The sequence below is a fragment of the Salinicola avicenniae genome, from assembly GCF_023736115.1.
GTDB lineage: Bacteria > Pseudomonadota > Gammaproteobacteria > Pseudomonadales > Halomonadaceae > Salinicola > Salinicola avicenniae.
The window spans coordinates 311,449-335,532 of the sequence record NZ_JAKQZC010000004.1; the positions used below are offsets into that span (position 1 = coordinate 311,449).

General features: G+C 65.4%; 20 protein-coding genes. 6 read left to right on the forward strand and 14 right to left on the reverse strand.

Annotated elements, in window-relative coordinates; genetic code table 11:
- Positions 1–117 precede the first annotated feature (117 nt).
- A complete protein-coding gene (locus MC381_RS10825; protein WP_251977766.1) occupies positions 118–843 on the forward strand; it encodes an IclR family transcriptional regulator in 726 nt (241 codons plus the stop codon).
- Positions 844–906: 63 nt separating this feature from the next.
- Complete coding sequence (rluF, locus tag MC381_RS10830) at positions 907–2,049, forward strand: 23S rRNA pseudouridine(2604) synthase RluF (protein ID WP_251977767.1); 1,143 nt, start codon at positions 907–909, stop codon at positions 2,047–2,049.
- An 82-nt stretch (positions 2,050–2,131) separates the two neighbouring features.
- Here rluF and MC381_RS10835 read toward each other — a convergent pair whose 3' ends face one another.
- From MC381_RS10835 to MC381_RS10855, 5 genes are all read right to left on the reverse strand, one after another.
- Positions 2,132–2,533: a GlcG/HbpS family heme-binding protein gene (locus MC381_RS10835; RefSeq protein ID WP_251977768.1), complete on the reverse strand. Its 402-nt coding sequence runs from the start codon at positions 2,531–2,533 to the stop codon at positions 2,132–2,134.
- Positions 2,523–3,887, reverse strand: a complete 1,365-nt coding sequence (gene glcF / locus MC381_RS10840) for a glycolate oxidase subunit GlcF (protein ID WP_251977769.1) — start codon at positions 3,885–3,887, stop codon at positions 2,523–2,525. Before glcF ends, MC381_RS10835 begins: the two co-directional genes overlap by 11 nt.
- 9 nt (positions 3,888–3,896) lie before the next feature.
- Positions 3,897–5,009 (reverse strand): glycolate oxidase subunit GlcE, encoded by a 1,113-nt coding sequence (glcE, locus tag MC381_RS10845; protein WP_251977770.1) that lies wholly within the window; start codon positions 5,007–5,009, stop codon positions 3,897–3,899.
- Between the two features lie 61 nt (positions 5,010–5,070).
- The gene (glcD, locus tag MC381_RS10850; protein ID WP_251977771.1) at positions 5,071–6,570 is read right to left on the reverse strand and encodes a glycolate oxidase subunit GlcD; all 1,500 of its coding nucleotides are present in this window, start codon (positions 6,568–6,570) and stop codon (positions 5,071–5,073) included.
- A 132-nt stretch (positions 6,571–6,702) separates the two neighbouring features.
- Positions 6,703–8,400: an L-lactate permease gene (locus MC381_RS10855; protein ID WP_251977772.1), complete on the reverse strand. Its 1,698-nt coding sequence runs from the start codon at positions 8,398–8,400 to the stop codon at positions 6,703–6,705.
- A 390-nt stretch (positions 8,401–8,790) separates the two neighbouring features.
- On the opposite strand from MC381_RS10855, the gene MC381_RS10860 reads away from it, so the two are divergent.
- Positions 8,791–9,501 (forward strand): glutathione S-transferase N-terminal domain-containing protein, encoded by a 711-nt coding sequence (locus tag MC381_RS10860; RefSeq protein ID WP_251977773.1) that lies wholly within the window; start codon positions 8,791–8,793, stop codon positions 9,499–9,501.
- 46 nt (positions 9,502–9,547) lie between these two features.
- Here MC381_RS10860 and MC381_RS10865 read toward each other — a convergent pair whose 3' ends face one another.
- The gene (locus tag MC381_RS10865; protein ID WP_251977774.1) at positions 9,548–10,528 is read right to left on the reverse strand and encodes a D-2-hydroxyacid dehydrogenase family protein; all 981 of its coding nucleotides are present in this window, start codon (positions 10,526–10,528) and stop codon (positions 9,548–9,550) included.
- A 256-nt stretch (positions 10,529–10,784) separates the two neighbouring features.
- Between MC381_RS10865 and MC381_RS10870 the strand changes: the two genes are divergently transcribed.
- Complete coding sequence (locus MC381_RS10870; protein WP_251977775.1) at positions 10,785–11,870, forward strand: lipopolysaccharide kinase InaA family protein; 1,086 nt, start codon at positions 10,785–10,787, stop codon at positions 11,868–11,870.
- Between the two features lie 68 nt (positions 11,871–11,938).
- Here the strand turns inward: MC381_RS10870 and MC381_RS10875 are convergent, their stop codons facing one another.
- From MC381_RS10875 to MC381_RS10905, 7 genes are all read right to left on the reverse strand, one after another.
- A complete protein-coding gene (locus MC381_RS10875; protein ID WP_251977776.1) occupies positions 11,939–12,742 on the reverse strand; it encodes an amino acid ABC transporter ATP-binding protein in 804 nt (267 codons plus the stop codon).
- The gene (locus MC381_RS10880) at positions 12,735–13,400 is read right to left on the reverse strand and encodes an amino acid ABC transporter permease (RefSeq protein ID WP_251977777.1); all 666 of its coding nucleotides are present in this window, start codon (positions 13,398–13,400) and stop codon (positions 12,735–12,737) included. Before MC381_RS10880 ends, MC381_RS10875 begins: the two co-directional genes overlap by 8 nt.
- 21 nt (positions 13,401–13,421) lie before the next feature.
- The gene (locus MC381_RS10885) at positions 13,422–14,063 is read right to left on the reverse strand and encodes an amino acid ABC transporter permease (protein ID WP_251977778.1); all 642 of its coding nucleotides are present in this window, start codon (positions 14,061–14,063) and stop codon (positions 13,422–13,424) included.
- A gap of 92 nt (positions 14,064–14,155) precedes the next feature.
- Positions 14,156–15,049: a transporter substrate-binding domain-containing protein gene (locus tag MC381_RS10890; RefSeq protein ID WP_251977779.1), complete on the reverse strand. Its 894-nt coding sequence runs from the start codon at positions 15,047–15,049 to the stop codon at positions 14,156–14,158.
- A 391-nt stretch (positions 15,050–15,440) separates the two neighbouring features.
- Positions 15,441–16,385 carry a CobW family GTP-binding protein gene (locus MC381_RS10895; protein WP_251977780.1) on the reverse strand — a complete coding sequence of 315 codons (945 nt, stop codon included), beginning with the start codon at positions 16,383–16,385 and terminating at the stop codon, positions 15,441–15,443.
- Positions 16,378–18,006 (reverse strand): amidohydrolase, encoded by a 1,629-nt coding sequence (locus MC381_RS10900; RefSeq protein WP_251977781.1) that lies wholly within the window; start codon positions 18,004–18,006, stop codon positions 16,378–16,380. Before MC381_RS10900 ends, MC381_RS10895 begins: the two co-directional genes overlap by 8 nt.
- A complete protein-coding gene (locus MC381_RS10905; protein WP_251977782.1) occupies positions 18,003–19,406 on the reverse strand; it encodes a sodium/glutamate symporter in 1,404 nt (467 codons plus the stop codon). The genes MC381_RS10900 and MC381_RS10905 overlap by 4 nt, the downstream gene beginning before the upstream one ends.
- Positions 19,407–19,915: 509 nt before the next feature.
- Between MC381_RS10905 and MC381_RS10910 the strand changes: the two genes are divergently transcribed.
- Positions 19,916–21,376: an aminotransferase-like domain-containing protein gene (locus MC381_RS10910; protein ID WP_251977783.1), complete on the forward strand. Its 1,461-nt coding sequence runs from the start codon at positions 19,916–19,918 to the stop codon at positions 21,374–21,376.
- Positions 21,377–21,506: 130 nt separating this feature from the next.
- Here MC381_RS10910 and MC381_RS10915 read toward each other — a convergent pair whose 3' ends face one another.
- Positions 21,507–22,814, reverse strand: a complete 1,308-nt coding sequence (locus MC381_RS10915; protein WP_251977784.1) for an aspartate aminotransferase family protein — start codon at positions 22,812–22,814, stop codon at positions 21,507–21,509.
- 453 nt (positions 22,815–23,267) lie between these two features.
- On the opposite strand from MC381_RS10915, the gene MC381_RS10920 reads away from it, so the two are divergent.
- Complete coding sequence (locus tag MC381_RS10920; protein WP_264297435.1) at positions 23,268–24,017, forward strand: sulfite exporter TauE/SafE family protein; 750 nt, start codon at positions 23,268–23,270, stop codon at positions 24,015–24,017.
- Positions 24,018–24,084: the final 67 nt, after the last annotated feature.

Below are 24,084 nucleotides of genomic sequence, written 5' to 3' on the forward strand. Positions count from 1 at the left end.
TTCTCTTTGGCGGACCCCCGTTTTTCTGTGTAAAACTTTCTTCGCGATAAGTGGCACGGTATCGGCAAGGGTCGATGGCGCGAAATGCGGGTTCGAAAGGTCGACGAGGAGAAGAGCATGGCGCAACGGCGTGTGGAAGCGGTCGAGCGAGCACTCACACTGCTGGAAGCCTTTTCGGCGCAGCGTCCGGCGCTGACCTTGACCGAGCTGTCTCAGGCGACCGGATTCTACAAAAGCACGATCCTGCGGCTGATGGCGTCGCTCGAGCACTACGGCTATGCCGTTCGCGACGACCGGGGTGTCTACCACATCGGCCCGGCTATCGCGCGGCTGGCGCCACTGGCGGCGGAAGACGACAGCCTGGAGCGCCTCATGCGACCGGTGCTGATCGCGCTGCGTGACGCCACTGCGGAAACCGCTGCCTTCCATACACTCGACGGTCGGCAGCGCCGCTGCTGTCTCGTCGAGATCGGCCGGCGCGAGATGCGCCATTATCTCGAAGCGGGAGCGGTATCCGATCTAGCGCAGGGCGCGATCGATCGCGCTCTGCAGGCGTCGGAAGCGTCCGGCGAAGTCTTCGTCGAGCGAGACGCGGGCTGTGCCGGTCTCGCCGTGCTGGCGGTCGGCGTTCATGCGCCCGACGGACGCCCCCTAGGCGCGCTGACGCTCTCCGGCGTGACGCCACGCTTCGTCGACGAACCCGGGGGCGAGCTTACCGCCGCGCTGAAGTCGCAGCTCGCGGCGCTGGCCAATCACTGGCCGGCGGGAGACAGTACTCGACTCATGCCCCGTGTCGACTCGACGACCGGTGATGTCGCGCAGGTTTTTTGCCTCGAGGACTAACGGATCCTCGGCGGTTTGCGACACACTTTGGGTTTTCCACGACGTTTTTTGGTGTTTGACGCTATGTCGCTTCGACAATCGACCCGCATCAACAAGTACATCAGCGAAAGTGGCATGTGCTCCCGACGCGAAGCGGATCGCTTCGTCGAGCAGGGCAATGTCTGGATCAACGGGCGGCGGGCGACGACCGGCGATCAGGTCGTACCGGGGGATCGGGTCAAGGTCAACGGTCAGGAGATCGAGCCGGTGGAGGCGGACGATTTCGTCCTCATTGCGCTCAACAAGCCGGTTGGCATCGTCAGTACCACCGAGTCGAGCGAGAAGGACAACATCGTCGATTTCGTCGGCCACGGGGCGCGCATCTTTCCCATCGGCCGGCTGGACAAGGACTCAGAGGGGCTGATCTTTCTCACCAGCAACGGCGATCTGGTCAACAAGATCCTGCGCGCCGACAACAACCACGAGAAGGAATATCGGGTGACGGTGAACAAACCGATCACCGACGCCTTCATCACGGGCATGCAGAGCGGTGTGCCGATCCTCGGCCAGGTGACCAAGCGCTGCCGGGTCGAGAAGGTCTCGACCTTCGTCTTCACCATCACGCTGGTGCAGGGGCTGAATCGTCAGATTCGCCGTATGTGCGAGTACTTCGGCTTCGACGTCACCCAGCTCGTGCGAACCCGGATCATGAACGTGTCGCTCAAGGGGCTGGCACTGGGCGATTGGCGCGATCTCACGCCGAAGGAGATCGATGGCATTCTTGCGCTCACCCAGCAGTCCGAGAAGACGACCGACAAGCGTCAATCACCCCGCGCCAACAAGTCGGGCACGAAAGCCGGGGCGAACGGCGCCAATCGCGGGCGAGGCAAGTCCTCGACGGCCGCCAAGCCCGGCGGCGCGAAGCCCGGTGGTACGAAGCACAAGCCGCCTCGCGCTGGCAGTCAGGGCGGCCCGACCGGGCGGCAGGCGGCGAAGTCGGGTACGGCGGCGACGGGGAAACCGAAGCTGAAGCCGAAGGGCCAGCCGCTGGTCAAGGGCAAGTCCGCATCGTCGAAACCGGGTAAGCCCTCATCGTCGAAACTGGGGAAGTCCTCGTCACCGAAATCGAGTAAATCCTCATCGCCGAAATCGGGCAAGCCCGAGGGGCGCGGCAGCGGCAAATCGCGCGCCGGCCACGCCACGCAGGGTCGTAACAAGAAGCGGTGAGGCAGCACCGGTCCGACGAGAGCCGTCGCGGGTCACCAGACGGCCGCCGGATCCATGGCGGCGTCATCGGCGCATCGTGGACTCACACGATTGTCGCGGCGCCCGCCTTGGCGACTTGAACGTCCTGATCCGGCTTCACCCCCGAGACGCCGACGCTGCCGATCAACTGGTTCGCGTGCATCACCGGCACGCCGCCGGCGAGCAGCGCGCTCATCGGCGCGGTCACGAACGCGGTGCGGCCGTTGTTGATCATCTCTTCGAAGACCTGGGTCTCCTTGCGCCCGATAGCGGCATTGCGTGCCTTTTCGGTGGCGATGGCGGCGCTGTTGGGCGAGGCGCCGTTCAATCGGCGCAGGCCCAGCAGATGGCCGCCATCGTCGCAGACGGCGATCGTGACCGCCCAGCCCTGGGCATCGGCTTCGGTCTGGGCGGTATCGAGAATGGCGTTGACCTCGTTGAGCTCGAGGACGGCTTTAGTCTGCATGGGAACGGTGCTCCGTGTCGGAAGGGGCGGCATGGCGATCGGTGGATTGGCGATTGGCGGATCGGTGTTCGTTGGATTGGCGTTCGCTGGCGTCGGTCGTGTCATCGAGGGCCTCGTCGACCAGCTCGATCCAGTGGCGTACCCGGGTGCGGCCGGCACTCTCGAGATGGCTCTGGCAGCCAATATTGGCGGTTACGATGGTCTGCGGCGCCTGCGCCTCGAGCGCGTCGAGCTTGTTGTCGCGCAACTGGCGCGCCAGTGTCGGCTGGGTGATCGAGTAGGTGCCGGCGGAGCCGCAGCAGAGGTGGGCGTCCTGCACCGGGACGAGCGGAAACCCCAGCCGCGTGAGCACGCCTTCCACCGCGCCGCCGAGCTTCTGCGCGTGCTGCAGGGTGCAGGGGCAGTGAAAGGCCAGCCGCTGACGTGAGTCCGCCGGGGCCAATGGCAGGTTCTCCAGCGGCTCGTCACGCAGTACCTCCACCAGGTCCTTCGTCAGCTCGCTGACACGACGGGCCTTCGCCGCATACTCTGGATCGTCGGCCAGCATCTCGCCGTACTCCTTGACGAAGGCGCCGCAGCCGCTGGCGGTCTGGACGATGGCTTCGACCCTCGCGTCGCCCTCTTTTTCGATCATCGGCCACCAGGCGTCGATATTGGCGCGCATGCGCGCGCGGCCCGTGCGCTGGGCGTTGAGGTGAAAGTCGATCGCGCCGCAGCAGCCCGCCTCCTGGGCGGCGCGCACGCCGATCCCCAGCCGGTCCAGCACGCGCGCGGTGGCGTCGTTGGTCTCGGGCGCGAGCCCGGGCTGAACACAGCCCTCGAGAATCAGCATCTGCCGCTGATGGCGGTCGGGGTCGGGACGGCGATGATCATGGGGATGGCGTGGTGGAATCTTGGCGCGCAGCACGTCCGGCGCCAGCGGTCGGAAGGTCTGGCCCAGCGCCAGCAGCGCCCGGAAGCGTTCCGGCTCGACCAGCGCGGTGCGCAGCCCCAGGCGCAGGGCGCGCTCGGCAGGCCGGCGCCCGACGCGTGTCTCGAGCTCGGCGCGGCCGATATCGAGCAGCTTGTGGTACTCGACGCCGGAAGGACAGGTGGTTTCGCAGTTGCGGCAGCTGAGACAGCGGTCGAGATGCAGCTGGGTCTCGCGGGTCACCTGATCGTCGTCCGGTTCGCTTTCCAGCAGCTCTTTGATCAGATAGATGCGCCCGCGTGGGCCATCGCGCTCGTCGCCGAGTAGCTGGTAGGTCGGGCAGGTGGCGTTGCAGAAGCCGCAGTGCACGCAGCTGCGCAGGATGCGATCCGCTTCGCGGATCTGCGGCCTGGCGCGGGCGCTTTCGGAAAAATGCGTTTGCATGGGCGCTCCCTACCAGCCGGCGTATAGCCGGCCGGGATTGAAGATGGCATCGGGGTCGAGATTTGCCTTGAGCCGGCGGTGATACTTCTCCAGGACCGGCGGCAGCGGTGTAAACGGCGCGTTTTCACTGCCGCAGGGGCTGAAGCGCGTGGCATGGCCGCCCGCGGCAATGGCCGCTTCCTGGATCGCGGCGTCGGGTTCCGCGCTCCTGAGCCAGCACTGGGCACCGCCCCAGTCGACCAGCCAGTCGCCCTCGAGCGGCGGACGTCGGGCGCGTAGCGGTAGCGAGAGACGCCACAGCGGGCGCGCGTCCGCCGCGGCGAAGAACGCGAGGCGCTGTTCGCGCAGGTCCTGCCAGTAGTCGGCGGCTTCCGCCTCGCCGCCGAGGCGCTGACGGGTCGCCTCGACCGAGCGCTCGCCGCCTTCCAGGCGCACGTGGAGGACGCCGTCGTGAAACGCCGCGCCGGTCAGCGGCAACGGCTCGCGTCCCCATTCGCACAGGTGCTGGCGCGCGGCGTCGGCGGCCATTTCTAGTCTCAGGCAGGTCGAGGCGGTCGGTTTGGGTAACACCTTGAAGGAGACCTCGGTCAGCAGGCCGAGCGTGCCTTGGGCGCCGACCATCAGGCGCGAGAGATCGTAGCCGGCGACGTTTTTCATCACCTCGCCGCCGAAACGCAGGGCCTTGCCCTCGGCGGAGATCAGACGAATGCCGAGCACGAAATCGCGCACGGCGCCGGCCCACGGGCGGCGCGGCCCGGAGAGGCCGGCGGCGACCATGCCGCCGACGGTGGCCGCAGCGCCGAAATGCGGCGGTTCGAACGCCAGTTGCTGATTGTTGTCGGCGAGCGTTTGCTCGAGCGCGGTCAGCGGCGTGCCGGCGCGTGCGGTCGCGACCAGCTCGACCGGGTCGTAGTGGACGATGCCGCGGTGCCCCGTCGTCGACAGGGTGTGATGCGCCGATACGTGGCGCCCGTAGAAGGCTTTGGTATCGCCGCCGACGATGCGCAGCGTTTCCCGCGCCTGGGCGGCCCGACGTACCGTCTCGCAGAGCGCTTCGGTGGCGTCGTGGCCGGCATCGTTGTCGCTGCCGGCCGCCGGCCGCGGGAACTCGAGTTCGGGCATGACATCGCTCCTGAAGGTGAATCGCCGGGCGGAGAGCGCTCAGCCCGGACCTGGCCGAAACCTAGAACCGGGGCAGCTCGGGATGCGCGAGCTGGCCGTGGTGTACATGCATGGCGCCGAACTCGGCGCAGCGCGCCAGTGTCGGTATGTTCTTGCCGGGATTGAGCAGGCGGTGCGTGTCGAAGGCCGCCTTCACGACATGGAAGAAGGTGATCTCGTCATCGGCGAACTGGCTGCACATCTGGTTGAGTTTCTCGCGGCCGACGCCGTGCTCGCCGGTGATACTGCCGCCGGCCTCGACACACAGCTCCAGAATACGCCCGCCGAGCGTCTCGGCCGTTTCCAGCTCGCCGGGCAGATTGGCATCGAACAGGATCAGCGGATGCAGGTTGCCGTCGCCGGCGTGGAAGACGTTGGCCACGCGCAGGCCGTACTCCGCGGAGAGCGCGGCAATCCCCTTCAGCACCCGCGGCAGTTCGCGGCGGGGAATCGTGCCGTCCATGCAGTAGTAGTCCGGCGACATGCGCCCGACGGCGGGGAAGGCGGCCTTGCGTCCGGCCCAGTAGCGCTGGCGCTCCGCATCGTCGCGGGCGAGCTGGATATGCGTGGCGCCGGCGGCCTGGAGAATGGCGCGGACACGGTCGCAGTCGGTCTGGACATCGGCCTCGACGCCGTCGAGCTCGCACAGCAGGATCGCCTCGGCTTCGACCGGATAGCCGGCGTGGACGAAGTCTTCCGCCGCGCGGATCGCCAGGTTATCCATCATTTCCAGTCCACCTGGAATGCAGCCGGCGGCGATGATGTCGCCTACCGCGCGACCGGCACGTTCGACATCGTCGAAGCAGGCCATCAGCACGCGGGCGACTTCGGGGTTCGGCAATAGGCGGACGGTGACTTCGGTGATGACGCCGAGCATGCCCTCGGAGCCGGTGAACAGCGCGAGCAGGTCGAAGCCGGGCGCATCCAGCGCCTCGCTGCCGAGTACCATGCGTTCGCCTTCGATGGTGACGATCTCCACGCGCAGCACGTTGTGCACGGTCAGGCCGTACTTGAGGCAGTGTACGCCACCGGCATTTTCGGCGACGTTGCCGCCGATCGAGCAGGCGATTTGCGACGACGGGTCCGGCGCGTAGTAGAGGCCATGCGGCGATGCCGCCTCGGAGATCGCCAGGTTGCGCACGCCGGGCTGCACCCGAGCGAGGCGTGTATCGGCATCGAGCTCGAGAATGCGGTTGAAGCGCGACATGACCAGCAGCACGCCCTTCTCCAGCGGCAGTGCACCGCCGGAGAGCCCGGTGCCGGCGCCGCGGGTGACGACCGGCACGTCGTGCTCGTGGCAGACGCGCATCAGCGATTCGACCTCGCTCAGCCGGCTCGGCAGGGCTGCCAGCAGCGGCAGGGTGCGATAGGCGGAGAGACCGTCGCACTCGAACGGGTGCAGATCCTCCTCGCGATCGAGCAGCGTGAGGTCCGGGGCGGCGGCGAGAATCGCCCGCTTCAGCGCGGTGCGGTCGACGGCGGTGATCTCGCCATCGAGACGCTCGTCGTAAAGCAGTGACATGGTCCTCTCCTCATGTGCGCGTGTCGCCCGGCGGCGCTCCGCAACCGGGCGCGGCGATGAACGATCGGCGCCCCCGTCTCCATCACGGCTGTTGCGGTCACGGCCGTGAGGATCCGGAGCGCCGGAGCCGGCTCAGCCGCCCATCAGCGGGTCACGGAAGCCGAGTACGTAGAACGCCAGCAGGCCAATGACGCCGGCGAAGAGGCAGTAGTAGAGCGTCGGCAGGATCGTCTTGCGCAGCGTCGTGCCCTCGCGGCCCAGCAAGCCGACCGTCGCCGAGGCGGCGACCACGTTGTGGATGGCGATCATGTTGCCGGCGGCGGCGCCCACGGCCTGCAGCGCGACCATCATGGCGGTGGAGACGCCGAGCACTTCGGCGACGTTGAACTGGAACGCCGAGAGCATCAGGTTGGAGACGGTGTTGGAGCCGGCGATAAAGGCGCCCAGGGCCCCGACGGCGGGCGCGAACAGCGGGTAGATCTGGCCCACACCGTCGGCCACCAGTTGGGCCATGGCGACCGGCATCGAGACCAGATCGGACTCGTTGACGCCGGAGTTGATCAGGATGCGCACCATCGGAATGGTAAACAGCAGCACGAAGCCAGCGCCGAAGATCGTCTTCGAGGATTCGGCGAAGGCTGCCTTCACCTGCGGCGCGCGCATGCGGTGGAGGAAGATCGTGCAGATGACCGCGATCAGAATGATGCCGCCGGGCAGGTAGAGCCACTGGACGCTACCGGAGATGCCCGCTTCGCCGAGAATGTCGCTCCAGCCGGTGCTGACCGAAGAGAGCGCCGCCTTGACCGACGGGACGGTGCGCGAAATCACCAGCAGCACGGCGACGATGACATAGGGCATCCAGCCCATCAGCGTGGAGATCGGCGCGCGACCGGCGACATCCTCGACCTTGATTTCGATCTTGCCGAGCCACTCCGAGGGCCACTGCGAACGCTCAGGGAAATCCCAGGTATCCTTCGGCAGCAGGAAGCCCTTGCGCGCGGCGGGTACCACGATCGCCAGGCCGATCAGGCCGCCCAGCAGCGAGGGGAATTCCGGTCCCAGAAAGACGCCGACGAGCATCGACGGCACGACGAAGCAGGCGCCGACGAAGAGCGCGAACGGGGCGATGGAGAGGCCCTCGGTCCAGGAGCGGTTGGCGCCGAAGAAGCGCACCATGACGGTCACCAGAATCAACGGCATGAACACGCCGATGATGCCGTGGGTCACGACGACCTCCGAGGTGATCAGGCGGAAGTAGGTCTCCCAGCTCGAGCCGTCCGCGGCCAGCTGCTCGGCGATCGCGGACTGGTTCACCCCGCCTGTGACACCGACCACGATCGGGGTGCCGACCGCGCCGAAGGAGACCGGCGTGGACTGCAGCATCATGCCCACCACCACCGCCGCCAGTGCCGGAAAGCCGAGCGCGACCATCAGCGGGGCGGCAACCGCGGCTGGAGTGCCGAAGCCGGAGGCGCCCTCGATGAAGCAGCCAAACAGCCAGGCGACGATCAGCGCCTGCACGCGGCGGTCCGGGCTGATACCGGAGAAACCGTTACGGATCGCCATGATCCCACCGGAGTGCTTGAGCGTGTTGAGCAGCAGAATCGCGCCGAAGATGATCCACAACAGCGACACGGTGAGGATCAGACCCTGCAGGGTCGAGGCGAGCACGCGGGTGCCGGTCATGTCCCATGCCAGCAGTGCGACCAGCACCGCGACAATGAATACGATCGGCATCGCCAGGCGTGCCGCCATGCGAAATCCGATCAGCAACACCCCCGCCAGTATCAGAGGCAGGAAGGCTAGCAGTGACAGCAGTGTCTGATTCATGTCGAAAGCCCTTGCGTCGTTATTGTGAGCCCGGATCGCCGTGGCGGGCGCCCAATCGCCCTGGCGAAGGGAAGGCGCGTGCGCTGATGCGGCCTTCACGAGCGTGCGGCGATTGCCCGGAAGATAACCAGCGCCACGAGAGGTGCCAACGCTGGACAATTGGTCTGACCAGATAAGACCAAGGTGGAGACCGGTGGGATAACGAGCTGAGAGGAAAGGCTAATTTGGCAAAGCGAGGGGGGATTGAGGTACGGCGTGTCGATCGTTGCTGCGACTAATGGACGGCTAGCCTATGTGCACTCAGGAGGTGGGATTCGTTTGACGTCGAGCACTACGCTTGCACATGCTGCGACGACACCCGAAACCTTGATGACATCGGAGAAGAGTGACATGAGCCGCAAGATGTTCGATCTGTGCGGCCGCGATGAGCGGCTGCGTTTCTCGCCCTACTGCTGGCGGGTGAAGTACGCGCTGGCGCACAAGGGGCTCGACTGCGATTTCATTCCTTGGAAGTTCACGGACAAGGACGCAATCGCGTTTTCCGGGCAGTCGAAAGTGCCTGTGCTGGTGGATGGCGACACGACCGTCACCGACAGCTACGAGATCTTTCGCTATCTCGACCGGGTCTATCCCGAGCGGCCTCTGCTGGGCGGCGATGTCGCCGAGGCGCGGGCACGATTCTTCAAGTTCTACGCCGAGCGCTCGCTGGCGCCGGGCGTGATGCGCACGATTCTGATGGACGTGTTCAACGCCGTGCATCCCGAGGATCGCGACTACTTCCGTACTTCCCGCGAGAAGGCCTTCGGTCGCACGCTCGAGGAGATGCACTCGCCGAGTCAGGGGCTCTCGATGCTCGACCGCGCGCTGGAGCCGATGCGCGGGCGTCTGGATGAAGCGCCGTTTCTGGAAGGCGACGCGGCCGGGGCGAGCGACTATCTGGTCATTGGCGTTTTCCTGTGGGCACGAGTCTGCTCCGCGGCGGATCTCGTCTCCAACGCCGATCCGGTCTACGCCTGGTATCACCGCATGCTCGATCTGCATGGCGGCCTCGGGCGCAACGCGACGCGCCTCGTCGATATCGACGGTGGTTACGGCGGATGATGGCCCGGCCCCGAGCGCCAAGGCGCGTCAATCCGATTGCCGAGATCTAGGCGCTGGCTGACGTTGGCCGGGCCGCTTCGACAAACTCCCTGACCTGACGAAACGCGGTCGTGAAGTAGCGCTCATAGGTGTCGCGCTCGACGAAACCGAGATGCGGCGTCGCGAGCACGCGGGGATGATGCTGATAGGCGCGGGCGCCATCGGGTTCGTTCTCGAAGACATCCAGCGCGGCGCTACCCGGGCGGCCGGCATCCAGGGCATCGAGCAGCGCGCCGGGGCGTATCAGCTCGGCGCGACTGGTATTGACCAGCAGCGCATCGGCGCGCATGGAGGCAAGGTCGGCGGCACCGATCATGCCGCGTGTCTCGGCGTTGAGCTTGAGGTGTAGCGAGACGATGTCACTGCGCGCCAGAAACGCCTGCCGGTCGGCGATATAGTCGATCTCCTGTTCGAACGCGCGGCCCGCGCTGGATTCGCGGCCGTGGGCGATGACCTGCATGCCGAAGGCTTTCCCGTAGTCGGCCACCCGAGAGCCGATCTTGCCAAGCCCCCAGATGCCCAGCGTGCGGCCGCTGAGGGCATGACCCAGCGATTCGGTTTCCAGCCGGTCGGTGCTGCGTTGCCACTCTCCCTGGGACTGTCGTGCTAGATAGCTTCCCAGACGTCGACAACCCGCCAGGATCAGCAGCCAGGTCAGCTCCGCCGGCGCCGTGGGCGAGCCGCTGCCGTCGCGGACAGCGATCCCCAGATCGTCGCACGCCTCAAGATCGATTGCCGAGGACAGTCGTCCGGTCTGCACGATCAATCTGAGCTTGGGGAGCTGCGCCAAAATCTCGCGAGTCAGCGTCGTGCGCTCGCGAATCAGGATCACCGCATCGCTATCGGCGAGTCGGGCGGGCAGGCTGGCGGCCTCGAGATGATTGTGCTCGACGTCGAGACGGATATCGCTGCCATCCAATGTGTGCGCGGCATCGAGAAAGGCGCAGCAGCCCTGATAGTCATCCAATACCGTGACCGTGAACGACATGAGCACCTCCTGAGCAATTGGCGGACAAGGATGCGCGCCATTTTCGGCAGCGTAGCCCAACGCCGTCTGAGCGGCGACCGGGGATTGTCAGTGTCGAGGTATCTCGAACGTCGTCAGGGGCGCAAGCGGTGAGGGGCAAGATTTCAGGCATAAAAGATAGCGTGGTAACTAATAGTGGTGTAAATTGCTTAAGCCAATCTTAAGTAATACCGAGACCTGCCGATATCGCTGGGTCTTCAACGAAGCGAAAATCCCCATGCTTGCCATTTCTCTCTGCCTGCCGGTCAGCCTGCAGGCGCCGATCGACGATGTCGTGACCGCCGGGCGCTCTGCCGGCGACTGGCGGCTCGGTGACGCTGCCGTCGGGACAGTCGCGCTGCAATTGAATGCGGTGCTGGCCAACGACGCGTTCGAGGTGCCTGGCGTCGAGGTCCTGCGCCGGCGCAAGGGCCGCACGGCGATGCGGGTCTCGTCGGAAGGCGGCCAGTTCTTCGCCAAGCGCATTGAACTGCGGCCACTGCGCAAGCGTGTCGGTGCGGCACTCGGCGTTCAGAACCGGTTGTTTGGCTACGATCACGGCGTTGCGGAGCTCGACAATACGCTCTATGTCGCGCGCACGACCGGGCAGGCCGTGGCGCCGCTGGCGCTCGGCACTTTCCGGCGTCACGGCTTGCCACAGGCACAGGTACTGATCCAGCCATGGCTAGAGGGGTATCTCACGCTGGGCGATGCGTGGCAGCAGGCCGATACGGTCGGTCGACGTCGTCTGCTGGATGAGGTCCAGTGTCTGATACGTCGTTTTCATCAGGTCGGCCTCTGTCATCTGGACTTTAACCCGACCAACGTGATGGTCGCGGCCGATGATCCCGGCGAGATGAAGGTGATCGACTGCGCGCGACTGATTCGCGATGTGCCGCGCCCGGATATTGCCTCCGCGCTGCAGGTCGGCAAGATGCTGCGCAGTCTCTACGGCCGACACGAAAGCGAGCTGCCAACCCGCCTGAATCAGGCGCGAGAGATGCTGGCCTTCGTGACCGACAGCCCGGTGAGTGCCGAGCAGGATGCCCTGCTGGTCCTGGCACTGCGCTATCAGCTGAGCAAGACGATCTCGATCCGGCGCCTGGTGCGCGCGACCGGAAGCCTTGATCTACGCAGCCTCGAGGTACGCGCCCTTCGCTCCTACAAGAACGCCGCGCTGCGAGGGTGCCCGGAGGTTTCGCAGGTGCTGGCCGCGCTGCCTTCGGCCGGCACCCGCGTCGCCGCGACGTCTTCGGCTGCCCAGCGCGCGGAGGAAGCGGCCATGGCGCATTGCGATAGCGGGCCAGGCCCGGCACGACGCTAGGGCAGCGGTGTCGCTAGCCTTGGGCTTTATCCGAAAGCGACTGCGTTCGTCGACGTTTCCGCCCGCGCCTAATCGTTGCGCTCCAGGAACTTGCGCACGCGTTCGGTGCTGGGGTTGGTGAAGAAGGTTTCCGGGTCGGCCTTCTCGATGATCAGCCCTTTTTCGAGGAATACGACCTGATCCGACACGGCGCGCGAGAAGGCCATTTCGTGCGTCACGATGACCATTGTGTAGCCTTCGGCCGAGAGATCCTTGATCACCGCCAGCACTTCGCCGACCAGCTCCGGATCGAGTGCCGAGGTGGGTTCGTCGAACAGCATCACTTCCGGCTGCATGGCGAGTGCTCGGGCAATCGCGACGCGCTGTTTCTGGCCGCCGGAGAGCGTGTTGGGATAGGCATCCATCTTGTGCGACATGCCGACTTTCTCGAGCAGTGCGCGGGCATGGGTCTCGGCTTCGTGTTTCGATTTGCCGAGCACGTGGATCGGCGCTTCGGTCACGTTATGCAGCACGTTGAGGTGCGGCCACAGATTGAAGCCCTGAAATACCATGCCGGTCTTGGCACGTACCCGTGCGAGCGCTTTCACCGACATGGCGCGGCCCTCGTCGGTCATGCCAATGCGTTCTCCGGCTATGTGGATACTGCCGCGCTCCGGCTGCTCCAGCCAGTTGATGCAGCGCAACAGCGTCGATTTGCCGGAGCCCGACGAGCCCAGAATGGTGACGACGTCCCCCTTCTTGACCTCCAGATTGACGTCACGCAGCACCTCGACGTCATCGAAGCTCTTCGACAAATTGCGGATGGCGACCGCGGTCGCGCCGCTTCGGTCGTTCTCGCGGTGGCCGGCTGTGGACGGGTTGGCATCAGGCATTGTCGAATCCTCGCTTGGCGCTGAAGCGCCCACACTGTTTGATGATGACTTCCATGACCACGCTCACGGCCCAGTAGAAGCCGATGACGACGATAAAGGCTTCGGTGGGGATGAAGTAGGTTCCCGACAGGCTGTTGGCGGCGGCCGTCAGCTCGCGCACGGTGATGATGACCAGAAAGGCGGTGTCCTTGAGCGCATAGATGAGCTGATTGCCCAGCAGTGGCCGGGTCTGCATCACGATCTGCGGCAGGATCAGGCGAAAGAACATCTTGCCCTTGGTGAAGCCGTGCGCCTTGGCGGCTTCGACCTGCCCGGGCGGGAAGGTGATGCGGCTGCCGCGAAAGATTTCGCCGATATAGCAGCCGTGATAGACCGCCAGCGCACCGACGCCGGCCCACCAGGCATCCAGCCGGATGCCGAAGCTCGGCAGCCCGTAGTAGAGCAGATAGGCCAGAATCAGGAAGGGCAGCATGCGCATGCCGTCGATGAAGACGCGCAGTGGCACGGTGAGCCGGGGTCGGCTGCCCTCAAGCAGGTAGAGCAGAGCGCAGCCGATCACGAAGGCGACGCTGATGGAGAGACCGAAGATCTCCATCGTGCGCAGGAAGCCGACCCAGAACTGATCGCGGGCGCTCCAGAGTATTTCCCAGTTGCTCATGCGTTGTCCTCTGTCGCTTGCCTAGACGGCCAGCCGATTGGCTTGCCGTTCGGCGATTCGCTGCAGCCAGACGAGGCAGCCGATCACGGCCATGTAGAGCACGCAGGCGACGAGAATCGGCGGCAACGGCTCGTAGGTCACGGCGGAAATGCGATTGGTCACCCGGGTCAGGTCGACGATGCCGATGACGGCAATGGCCGGGCTACCCTTGATCAGGAAAGACATTTCGTTGATCAGGCCGGGCAGACTGGTGATCACCATCTGCGGCAACATGATGCGCCGAAAGGTGATCCACGGCGTCATGCCGGCAGCCATCGCCGCTTCGCGCTGATCGCGGGAGAAGTTGCGAAAGGCGCTGCGCCAGATTTCGGCGTTGAAGGCGGTGGTGTTGAGCGTCAGCGCCAGGATCCCGGCGACATTGCGATCGAGATTGATGCCAAACGTCGGTGCGCTGAGAAAGATGAACAGGGTCAGCGTCACCAGTGGCGTGGCGCGGGCCAGACTGGTGTAGAGCACCAGGATCTGGTCGACGACGGGAATCTTGGCGATTCGAATCAGGGCGATGATCAGTCCGGCGACCACGCCCAGCGCGATGGAGATGCCTGAAATCCAGACGGTCGTCCACGCGCCTTCCAGCAGCATTTGCCAGGCACTGGCGTTCATGGTGGTGGCTCCATGGGGCGATCAGGCGGGGAGGCGCCGCGGGTTGCCCGCGGCGTTGGCACGCAGGCCGGATGACCGGCCCGCGTGGCGCATCACATGTTGCTGAACTGCAGCTCGTGGAACTGATCGACGCTGGTCAGCGGTTCGGTCGGCAGGTCCGGGAAGGCCTCGCCGAACCACTTCTCCTGCAGCTCGGCCAGCTTGCCGCTTTCGCGCATCTCGTCGAGGAAGCCGTTCATGTAATCGAGCAGTTCCGGGCTGCCCTTGGGGATCGGCCAGGAGACGTAGCCCGGGCCGGAAACCGCAGGGCCCTTGGCGAAGACGTCCGGCTTGGAGGCCACTAGCGTGTTGGCCGGGACGGCGGAATCGATGACGAAGTCCAGGCGGCCGTTGGCCAGATCGGCAAAGGCTTCCGGATAGGACTCGTACTGGACGACTTCGCCCATTTCTTCACCCTGCTCGCTGAGCATCTTCTCCAGCTCCGGCAGGCGCGAAAGCAGTACGCTGCCCGCCTGCACGCCGACGGTCTTGCCGCCGAGGTCGGCGACGTCGCTGATGCTGTCGTCGTCGGCGCGTTTGATCGCGAAGTGCTGTGCGGAGGCGTAGGGCGCGGTGTAGTTGAACACGCGCAGGCGCTCGTCGGAGACGGAAGCGCCGGTGAGCGCCATGTCGTACTGGCCGGTGGACACTGCGGCGAGCAGGCCGGTCCAGGGCAGGATCTCCTGACGCACCTCGAAGTCGGCGTAGTCTCGGAGTTCTTCCAGCATCTCGGCGTTGAAGCCGACGGCATTGCCGTCTTCGATGTAGTTGAACGGCGAGTAGTTGTCTTCGGTCGCGACGCTTAGATAGCCGCGGCTCTCGACCTCGGAGAGATCGGCGGCGACGCTCGACAGCGAGAACGATAGCAGCGTGCCGGCGACGGCGGCCGCGATCAGCTTCGAGAAACGACGAGAGTGCGAAGTGCTACGGGTTGTCAAACGCATCATGAATCACCCTTGCGTGTTGTTGTTGGTCATACTGCGAGTTGAACAACGCTGGTCATGCACCGTGGGGCCAGCGCTATCTATTGATTGTTCTTGGATAGGTATGGCTGCCGAACCCGATGGCGGTCGCGTCTGGGCTCCGGTGATTCCACCCTAAAGAATCGGGCGCGCGGGACTATAGAGCCAGTTGGCGGGCAACGGCTGGCCAGATAGGGAGGCCAATATCAGCGTGGTGCACGATGGGTGGGAACGGTGGAAAAGTGCACTGAAATGGGGCATCGAGTCGCCCGATCGTCGCGCGTTCACGGACTATCGGCGTGGTCGAGCGCCCTCAGCATGTTGAGGCGATCGGGGTACTGAAAGGCAGAGCCATCAGCGTGTCGAAAGGTCGCCATCAGCGTGTCGAGAGCGCCTCGAGTGCCGCGATCAGCGCCTCGTAGGTGGCGCCGGCGAAGCCGATGCCGACCAGCTGGCCACTGCCCGGGCGCGGGGTGCTCGGGGTCCAGTCGGCCTTGTCACCGCTCCACTGGAAGACGTAGTGGCGGCCATCCGCCTGCAGAAAGCCCTTGGCGCGGGCCAGACCGTCCGCATGGGCGGTCAGCAGCGCGTCGAGTTCCTGGCGCTGCAGGGTGGCGGGCAGGGTGATGGCGAAGCGCTGCCATGCCGGGTCTTGCTCGGCCGGGCGATAGACCGGCCTGGCGGGCGGTTGGGGCGTCGAGATCTGGCGGTCATCGCGGGTCGTGCCCGCCTCGCGATCGGGGTTGAATGGCGCTGTCCAGAAACGGCTGGCGTCGGGATTGAGAGCGGCAAGGCGTTCTTGCAGCTGCCGCTGCGCCGAGTCGTCGAGGGCGTCGCCACGGTTGCAAAAGAGCTCGTTGGCGGCGGTGATCTGCGCCGCGACCAGGTCGCCGACACGGCGGTCGGCGAGGCGTGTTGCCAGCGAGGCGAGGTCGACCAGGGTGACAATCCGCGCGAGATGATACTGCCGGGCGACGCGGATCAGGTCGGCGATACGCGTCGGTCTGGCCACGCCGCTGGTCTCGATCAGCACGTGGCTCGGCGGCTCGGGCCAGCGGGCGATGCGCGACAGCTGCGTGCCCAGCTCGTCGCTGAGCGAGCAGCACAGGCAGCCGCTGCTCAGCTTGAGCAGGCGGTCGCCCTTGTAGTCGATCAGCTCGGCGTCGACGTTGATGGCGCCGAAGTCGTTGACCAGTAGCAACGTGCCTGGCGCCACGCCGTCGCGCAGGTGCGCGTTGAGCCAGGTGGTCTTGCCGGCGCCGAGATAGCCTGCGATCAGGGTGACGGCGATCGTCTCGGCCGTGGATGACGCCTCAGTCATTGGCGAAGAGGCGACCGCCCACCATCGTCGCGACGACGCCGATCTCGGGCAGCCGGTCCAGCGACACCTCGCGCGGGTCCTCGTCGAGGATCGCCATGTCGGCGAACTTGCCCACCTCGAGGCTGCCGATGCGGTCATCGAGCCTGAGCGTGTAGGCCGCATCCAGCGTGATCAGCTTCAGCGCGCGCTCGACGCTGAGTGCCTCCAGCGGGCCGAGGACCTCGCCGCTGGCGGTGCGCCGTGCGACGGCACACCAGGCGGTGAACAGCGGTGCCAGCGGCGTGACCGGGGCATCGCAGTGGGCCGCGATGGGAATGCCGAGACGGTCCGCCGAGGCCAGCGGTTCGAGTCGCTGGCTGCGTTCGTGGCCGAGCGTGCGCTGGCGGTGGATGTCGCCCCAGTAGTAGAGGTGGTTGGCGAACATGTTGAGGCAGACGCCGAGGCGCGCGGCGCGCTTCATCTGCGCCTGGTTGATGATCTGGCAGTGCTGCAGGGTGTGGCGATGATCCGGCCGTGGCCACAGTTCCAGCGCCGATTCGATGGCGTCGAGCATCAGATCGACCGCTTCGTCGCCGTTGGTGTGGATATGCAGCTGCAAGCCGGCCTGGTGATAGCGCTGGACGATCTCGGTCAGCCGCTCCGGCTCGGCGTTCCACATGCCGTTGGGGGTGCCGTCATGATAGCCGGGCCAGTTGAGCCGGGCGGTATAGCCCTGGATCGAGCCATCGGTCATCAGCTTGACCAGCCCGAAGTGCAGCTTGTCACTGGCATGGACCTTTGCGTCCAGCAGCCGTTCGATGCCGTCGTCCGGCGTGTAGGTGAGCGCGCTCATGGCCGGCGCGAGACGCATCGGCACGTCGTCGCGATTGCAGGTGTCGCGCATGTTGGCGACGCCGGTATCGCTCAGCGGATTGTAGAGATCGGTCAGCGTGGTAACGCCATGACGTTGGGCGATCCGCGCATAGCGCTCGAGCGTAGCGGGCTCGCTGCCGCGATCGAAGAGGTCGATATTCAGGTTGTCGAAGATGGCGAACATCGCCGCCATCTCGCGCAACTCGCCGTTGGGTCGGCCATCCTCGAAGGTCATCACGCCCTCGATATCCGCCTGTGTCTCGAGGCCGGCGCGCGACAGCATGGCGCTGTTGACGGTCATCATGTGCAGGTTGGCATGGAGGATGACGATCGGCCGCTCGCGATCGACGCCATCGAGCTCCTCGCGGGTCAGGCGACGGGTCGGGAAGTAGATCGGGTCGAAGCCCCAGGCGATCAACGGCTCGCCAGCGGGCAGCGACGCGGCCTGGGCGCTCAGGTGGCGCTGCAGTGCATCGATATCGGTCAGGCCCGGCCAGGTCTCGCCGGTGGGGTCGGTGCGCGAGAAGTAGCCAGCATAGGCGTACTCCCAGAGCACGCCCTCCAGCGCATGGCTGTGGCCTTCGACGAAGCCGGGCAGGATCACCTTGTCGGCAAAGCGCTCGTCGAGTTCGTAGTCGCCCAGATCGGCCAGTGTCTCCAGCGAGCCCACGCCAAGGATCCTGCCATCGCGGACGGCGACGTGGGTCGCCTCCGGTTGCGACGGGTTCATCGTCAGAATGCGGCGGGCGACATAGATGCGGTGGCTCATGACGGATTCGGCTCCTGCAGTGAGGCATTCGAGGCGCCCCGGCTACGCTGCCACTTCAGCAGCAGCGGTACGCAGACCAGCATCAGCAGGAAGTAGCCGCCGAAGATAGCCAGATACTGCCAGGCGCTCAGGGTCGGCGCGATCGGCGCGATGAAGAACAGCGTCGGGATGTTGACCACGATAATCGCGATATTGAAGAACGCCAGCTCCTTGGGCACCGAGGTGCTGAAGTCCGCGTCCAGCATGCGCAGCAGCAGCAGGCCGGTACCGGTGGAGCCGCAGCAGCAGCCGAAGGCGGTGACCGAGCGCTCGGGGCCAAGCCGCCCGCTGAGACGGCCGATGGCCATGGCACCGAGGAACGTGACCAGGGTCACGGCAACGGTGACGATCGCGATCGGCACCAGCAGAGCGGCCAGCACGGCGATCTGGATGCTCATCAGCGTGGCGACGACCATGAAGTCGACCGAGCCGCTGGTGATGCGCTTCAGGGTATCGTCGTCGACCTTGTCGGCCCAGCCGCAGCGGTCGATCACCAGGCGCATCAGCACGCAGACCGTCAGGCCGTGGATGAAGAACAGGTTGTAGCTGAAGAAGACCGTCAGCACCTGATTGCCCTCGACCAGCGGCTGCATCACGGTAAGCCAGACGTAGGTGATGACATAGGCCAGGCCGAGCAGGCCGAGATGCCAGGCGAGCGAGTCGACGGTGCCCGAGTGTGATACCTGCTTGCCTGCCGAGGGGCGGGACGTCGGCTTGTGGAAGCCGGCGATGAAGTCGTCGTCCAGGGTCGATTCGCGATTGGCGTTCATGCCGCGCTTGAGGAAATAGCGCGCGGCGGGCACGCCGACGACGAAGGCGGCGACAAAGCCGAGCGAGGCGAAGATGACACCCACCTGCGCCGCGTTGGCGATACCGTAGTCGTTCTCCCAGATGGTGCCGTAGGTCAGCGCCTGACCAGGCCCCTGGGTAAAGCCGTGGGTCACGATGGCGCCGAGCAGCGGGCTCAGGTCGCTGCCGCTGAGCAGGTCGTAGCCTGCCATCAGGGCATAGCCGATCACCGCCTGGGCGCCGAGGCTGGCGGTCCAGATCAGCGTCAGCCACAGCCCGCCGCCGAGAATGCCCTGCTTGGCCTCGCCGGCAGCGGGTTTGGGGCTACCGGTCAGACACAGCGACATGAAGCTCAGCGTGAAGAAGTGGAAAGCCAAGGGGGTGAAATCCGACGGTCCATACCCGGGGATCCAGCCCAGCGAGAGCAGCGCGAAGCCGATGACGCCGGCCACGATGCTGCCGGGAATCAAGCTGGCGCGCAGAAAGCCGAGGCGGCTGCGCAGCAGGCTGCCGATGACCAGCAGGCCGGCCAGCAGCGCAAAGGCGATCACGCCATGAAAGGTGCTGCCCATGATGTGTAGTCCTCGTAATTGACGTTGTTGTCGGCGATGGCGTCATGCCCGGCATTGGCATTGTGGTCTTGGGCTGACGCGCGGCAATCGGTTTTCGGGACCCGAGGCTCGATCGACTCTGGCATCGATGCGGGTCTCGTTGTCGGTGTTGTCGGTACTGTTATTAGGCACTGTCCGATTAGGTACTGTCCGGGGCGTCGTTGTGGGCACTGTCCTGAGCATTGCCCTGGGCGTCGGCCCAGGTCTGGCCCCGCTCAGGCTCTGGCCTGTCGGCCTGGCTGTCATGGCCGACGTGCCACCTCCAGTCGAGATGGCAATCATACTAAAGTTAGAGATACAGACCTCTATAGGACAGATCGCGTGCACCGCCGGGACAGTTGTTTGCCGTGCAAACGATCCAACGGCGTGGGCTCCATGGGTGAAAAGGGGTGGCGGCAGTGAAATCCACGGACGAATGGCGTGAATCTTGCAAGGATGGGGCATGCAGAGAATTGCTGTGGGAGTGCACCATGCTCGATCATCATTTTCATCTCGACTTCGATGCGCCGCGCGGTCTGCAGGAGCAACTGCGCGAGGCGCTGCTGGCGGCGATCCACACCGGCACGATCCCGGTGGACGAAGCTTTGCCTTCCTGCCGCAAGCTGTCGCTGCAGCTTGGCGTGTCGCGCAATACCGTGGCGCTGGTCTACGAGGGACTGGTCGAGGATGGCTATCTGGTCAGTCGTCCGCGCAGCGGTTACTACCTGCATGATGCCTATCATGGCGCCGATGCACTAGAAACGCCGGTATCGATGCGCGACGAGGTTGTCGATGCACCACTATGGGGCAATCGCTTTACGCATCGTCCCAGCCACCTGCAGGGCGTCCTGCGCCCCAGCAACTGGATGCACTACGAGTTTCCGTTCGTCTATGGCCAGCTCGATACGCGGCTGTTCCCGCTGGAGCAGTGGCGCGAGTCCTCGCGTCAGCTTCTGGGCGGGCGCCGTGACCGCCACTGGCTGGGTGACCGCTATGACCAGGACGATCCGATGCTGATCGAGCAGCTGCGCACACGCGTGCTGCCCAAACGAGGGATCCATGCGCGCAGCGACGAGATCCTGATCACGCTGGGGTCGCAGAATGCGCTATTCCTGATCGCGCAGTTGCTGTTCGACGCCCGTACCCGCGTCGCGGTGGAGAATCCCGGCTATCGCGAGGCGGCCAATGTCTTCCTGCGCCAGGGCGCGCAGCTGAGCTATCAGGCGATCGATGCGGAGGGCATGTGTCTGGATGCGGGCGCCACCGGTAGCGACTATCTCTACGTGACGCCCAGCCATCAGGGGCCGACCGGTGTCACCATGAGCCAGGCCCGGCGCGAGGCGCTGATCGAGCAGATCCAGCAGCGCGATCAGATCGTGCTGGAGGACGACTACGATGCGGAGGTCAACTTCGACCGCCACGCCTTGCCGGCGCTCAAGGCAAGCCGCGCCGGCTCGCGCGTGATCTACATGAGCAGCCTGTCCAAACCGCTGTCGCCGGGTCTCCGGCTCGGCTATCTCGTGGCCGATGCCGAGCTGATCGACGAGCTGCGGGCGCTACGACGACTGATGTATCGCCATCCGCCTTCCAGCCTGCAGCAGCAGGTGGCCCAGTTTCTGTCTCAGGGACATTACGATCGCTATCTGCGGCTGTTCGCCGAGGAGATGTCTCGACGCTGGGAGGCGATGGACACCAGCCTGCGTCGCGAGCTGCCGATGTGTCGCCGTGTCGGCGGCGATCATGCCAGCGTGTTCTGGCTGGAGGCGCCGGAAACGGTCGATACCCAGCGGCTGGCGTGGCAGGCGGCGCAGCACGGGGTGCTGATCGAGCCCGGCTTCCAGCACTTCTTCGATCGCGTGCCGCCACGCAATTTCATGCGCCTCGGCTTCGGCGCGATCGACGTGGAGCGGATCGGCCCGGGCATCGAGCGTCTGGCACGCGCCTTCGGCTGAGTGACGGCCGGCCGCCGCCGCTCCCCCCCATAACGACAGACCGCCGTGCCCGACGGCACGGCGGTCTGATTGTTCCCCACGATGGTTCACCGTGACGCGCCTGAACCAGACGCGTCACGGACGCATCCGATCAGCGGTAGGCGCCGAGCACCTCGTCGAGAATCGACAGGCCCTGTTCGACTTCCGCTTCGCTGATGATGCAGGGCGGCACCACGTGGATACGGTTCTCGACCACGAACGGCAACAGGCCCTTGTCGACCATCGCGCCCTTGATCTTTGCCATCTCCGCAGGCGGCAGCGGGGCACGAGTCTCGCGATCGCTGACTAGTTCGAGCGCATGGAAAACGCCGACGCCACGGGTTTCACCGATCACGGCATGCTTGTCGGCAAGCTTTCTGAGGCCGCTGGCGAGCACGCCATTACCCACACGATCGGCATTTTCGACCACGCCCTCTTCTTGCATCGCGTCCAGCGTGGCCACGATCGCGGCCATGGCCAGCGGGTGGCCGGAGTAGGTGAGGCCGCCGTAGAACATGTTGTCGTCGAAGTGGCGGCAGATGGCCTCGGAGACCACCACGCCACCGGCCGGTACATAGCCCGAGTTGACACCCTTGGCGAAGACGATCAGATCCGGTTTGACGTTGAAGTGCTCGAATGCGAACCAGCGGCCGGTGCGGCCGAAACCGGCCATGACTTCGTCGAGAATCAACAGGATGCCGTACTGATCGGCCAGCTTACGTACGCCTTCCATATAGCCCTTGGGCGGAATCAGCATACCGGCGGTCCCGGGGATCGACTCGAGCAGGATCGCGGCGATCGACTGCGGCCCCTCGCACTCGATGACCCGCTTCAGATGTTGCAGGGCACGCTCGCACTCTTCGGCTTCGTTGCCCGCCCAGAACTCGGTTCGGTAGAGGTACGGATTGAAGAAGTGCGCGTGGCCGCGCGAGAACTCGTTGGGAATACGACGCGGGTCGCCGGTCGCGGCGATCGCGGCGCCGGTATTGCCATGGTAGGAGCGATAGGCGGAGAGAATCTTGTCGCGCCCGGTCATGCTGCGGGCCATGCGGATGGCATTCTCGTTGGCGTCGGCGCCGGCGTTGGTGAAGAACACCTTGCTGAAACCGGCAGGCGCGCGCGCCAGGATGCGCTTGGCCGCTTCGCTGCGCGCGAGGTTGGCATGCGCCGGCGCTACGGTGGCCAGCTGCTCGGCCTGGGCCTGGATCGCGGCGACGACTTTCGGGTGCTGATGGCCGATGTTGGTGTTGACCAGCTGGCTGCTGAAGTCGAGATACTCCTTGCCGTCGTAGTCCCACATCTTGCAGCCACGGCCGCCGGCGATGACCAACGGATTGAGGTTGCCCTGTGCCGACCAGGAGTGGAAGACATGCTGGCGGTCGAGCTGACGGACGAAGTCGTTGGTCATGCTGTCGTTCATGGCAGGAGTCCTGTTGTTGTGGAGCCGGTGTGGAGCCGGTGTTATGGAAACGGAGTGGTGGAGCCGATGTCGTGGAACCGGGGCCGGCGCCGATACTGAAACCCGTACGGCGACACCGGCCGACGTGCCGGAAAGCGGCCCGTGCGTCGGGTCGGGTGCGATCCTCCCTGGCATCGGGCGGTCGATCGCGAATGAAATCAGAGTAGGGGGCCGGCGGGCGTTCGCGTAGAGCCAGAATCGATTGTCTCTCGTGACAGCGGGGGATGCGGTGTCAGCGTCGGTCGGTTGGTGGCGTGGTTGTAGCGTAGTTGTGGCGTAGTTGTGGCCTGATTGCGGCCCGCCGACTCGGGTGATGTCTCGTCGCGCTGATCGATCTGGCTCTACCCGGCGCCCCCGGCGCTGACTAAGGTGCGGGAGGAACCCCTGTCACCGAAAGTGGAATCACGCTTGATGATGTCATCGCTGCCCCACCTCTGGCCGGCCGTGGGGCTGGCCTGTTTTGCCGGCGCCGTGAGAGGGTATTGTGGATTTGGCTTCGCCATGTTGCTGGCGCTGGGCCTGATGCTGTTTTTGCCCCCGATCGAGGCGGTGCCGCTGGCGCTGTTATTGGACTTGGTGACCAGTATCGGCCTGTGGCGGCGGGCCGCGCGTCGCGCCGACTGGCCGCGACTGGCGCGACTGCTGGCCGGTATGCTGGTGGCGACGGTCGTCGGCGTCTGGCTGATTGCCAGCTTGCCCGCCTCGCCACTGCGGATCGCCATTGCGCTGCTGGCGTTGGCCGGGGCGCTGGCGCTGCTGCTGCGACGGGAGTCGTCAGCCATCGACTCGGCGCCACGATCACCGGGGCCGAGCAGCGTGGTCGCGGGTGGCGTATCCGGTCTGTGCATGACGCTGGCGTCTTCCGGCGGGCCGCCGCTGATGCTGTATCTTCTGCATCAGCGCCTGTCGCCGGTGTCCCTGAGGGCGACCGCGATCCTGTTCTTCGTGGCCAGCAGCAGCGCCTCGCTGATCGGTTTGGGGCTGGCCGGCGAACTGGGACGCGATACCCTGCTGCAGGCGGCTTGGCTGCTGGTGCCGGCGCTGATCGGCAACGGGGTCGGCCAGTGGGCGTTCGAACGTTCGCCGCCGCGTTCGCTGAAATATACGGTAGCGCCGCTGCTGATGCTGTTGTCGGCCTGGGTGCTGCTGCGGGAGTGGTTCTAGTCGTCCGGGACGACACAATACGGAGTGCCGTCGGACGTGCCCCCGCGTTCGACGAATCGAAATCAAA

What these genes read in the sequence shown, in the direction of transcription:
- MC381_RS10825 (WP_251977766.1), top strand. Translation starts at nt 118, where the DNA reads ATGGCGCAACGGCGTGTGGAAGCGGTCGAGCGAGCACTCACACTGCTG.
- rluF (WP_251977767.1), top strand. Translation starts at nt 907, where the DNA reads ATGTCGCTTCGACAATCGACCCGCATCAACAAGTACATCAGCGAAAGT.
- MC381_RS10835 (WP_251977768.1), bottom strand. Translation starts at nt 2,533, where the DNA reads ATGCAGACTAAAGCCGTCCTCGAGCTCAACGAGGTCAACGCCATTCTC.
- glcF (WP_251977769.1), bottom strand. Translation starts at nt 3,887, where the DNA reads ATGCAAACGCATTTTTCCGAAAGCGCCCGCGCCAGGCCGCAGATCCGC.
- glcE (WP_251977770.1), bottom strand. Translation starts at nt 5,009, where the DNA reads ATGCCCGAACTCGAGTTCCCGCGGCCGGCGGCCGGCAGCGACAACGAT.
- glcD (WP_251977771.1), bottom strand. Translation starts at nt 6,570, where the DNA reads ATGTCACTGCTTTACGACGAGCGTCTCGATGGCGAGATCACCGCCGTC.
- MC381_RS10855 (WP_251977772.1), bottom strand. Translation starts at nt 8,400, where the DNA reads ATGAATCAGACACTGCTGTCACTGCTAGCCTTCCTGCCTCTGATACTG.
- MC381_RS10860 (WP_251977773.1), top strand. Translation starts at nt 8,791, where the DNA reads ATGAGCCGCAAGATGTTCGATCTGTGCGGCCGCGATGAGCGGCTGCGT.
- MC381_RS10865 (WP_251977774.1), bottom strand. Translation starts at nt 10,528, where the DNA reads ATGTCGTTCACGGTCACGGTATTGGATGACTATCAGGGCTGCTGCGCC.
- MC381_RS10870 (WP_251977775.1), top strand. Translation starts at nt 10,785, where the DNA reads ATGCTTGCCATTTCTCTCTGCCTGCCGGTCAGCCTGCAGGCGCCGATC.
- MC381_RS10875 (WP_251977776.1), bottom strand. Translation starts at nt 12,742, where the DNA reads ATGCCTGATGCCAACCCGTCCACAGCCGGCCACCGCGAGAACGACCGA.
- MC381_RS10880 (WP_251977777.1), bottom strand. Translation starts at nt 13,400, where the DNA reads ATGAGCAACTGGGAAATACTCTGGAGCGCCCGCGATCAGTTCTGGGTC.
- MC381_RS10885 (WP_251977778.1), bottom strand. Translation starts at nt 14,063, where the DNA reads ATGAACGCCAGTGCCTGGCAAATGCTGCTGGAAGGCGCGTGGACGACC.
- MC381_RS10890 (WP_251977779.1), bottom strand. Translation starts at nt 15,049, where the DNA reads ATGATGCGTTTGACAACCCGTAGCACTTCGCACTCTCGTCGTTTCTCG.
- MC381_RS10895 (WP_251977780.1), bottom strand. Translation starts at nt 16,385, where the DNA reads ATGACTGAGGCGTCATCCACGGCCGAGACGATCGCCGTCACCCTGATC.
- MC381_RS10900 (WP_251977781.1), bottom strand. Translation starts at nt 18,006, where the DNA reads ATGAGCCACCGCATCTATGTCGCCCGCCGCATTCTGACGATGAACCCG.
- MC381_RS10905 (WP_251977782.1), bottom strand. Translation starts at nt 19,406, where the DNA reads ATGGGCAGCACCTTTCATGGCGTGATCGCCTTTGCGCTGCTGGCCGGC.
- MC381_RS10910 (WP_251977783.1), top strand. Translation starts at nt 19,916, where the DNA reads ATGCTCGATCATCATTTTCATCTCGACTTCGATGCGCCGCGCGGTCTG.
- MC381_RS10915 (WP_251977784.1), bottom strand. Translation starts at nt 22,814, where the DNA reads ATGAACGACAGCATGACCAACGACTTCGTCCGTCAGCTCGACCGCCAG.
- MC381_RS10920 (WP_264297435.1), top strand. Translation starts at nt 23,268, where the DNA reads ATGTCATCGCTGCCCCACCTCTGGCCGGCCGTGGGGCTGGCCTGTTTT.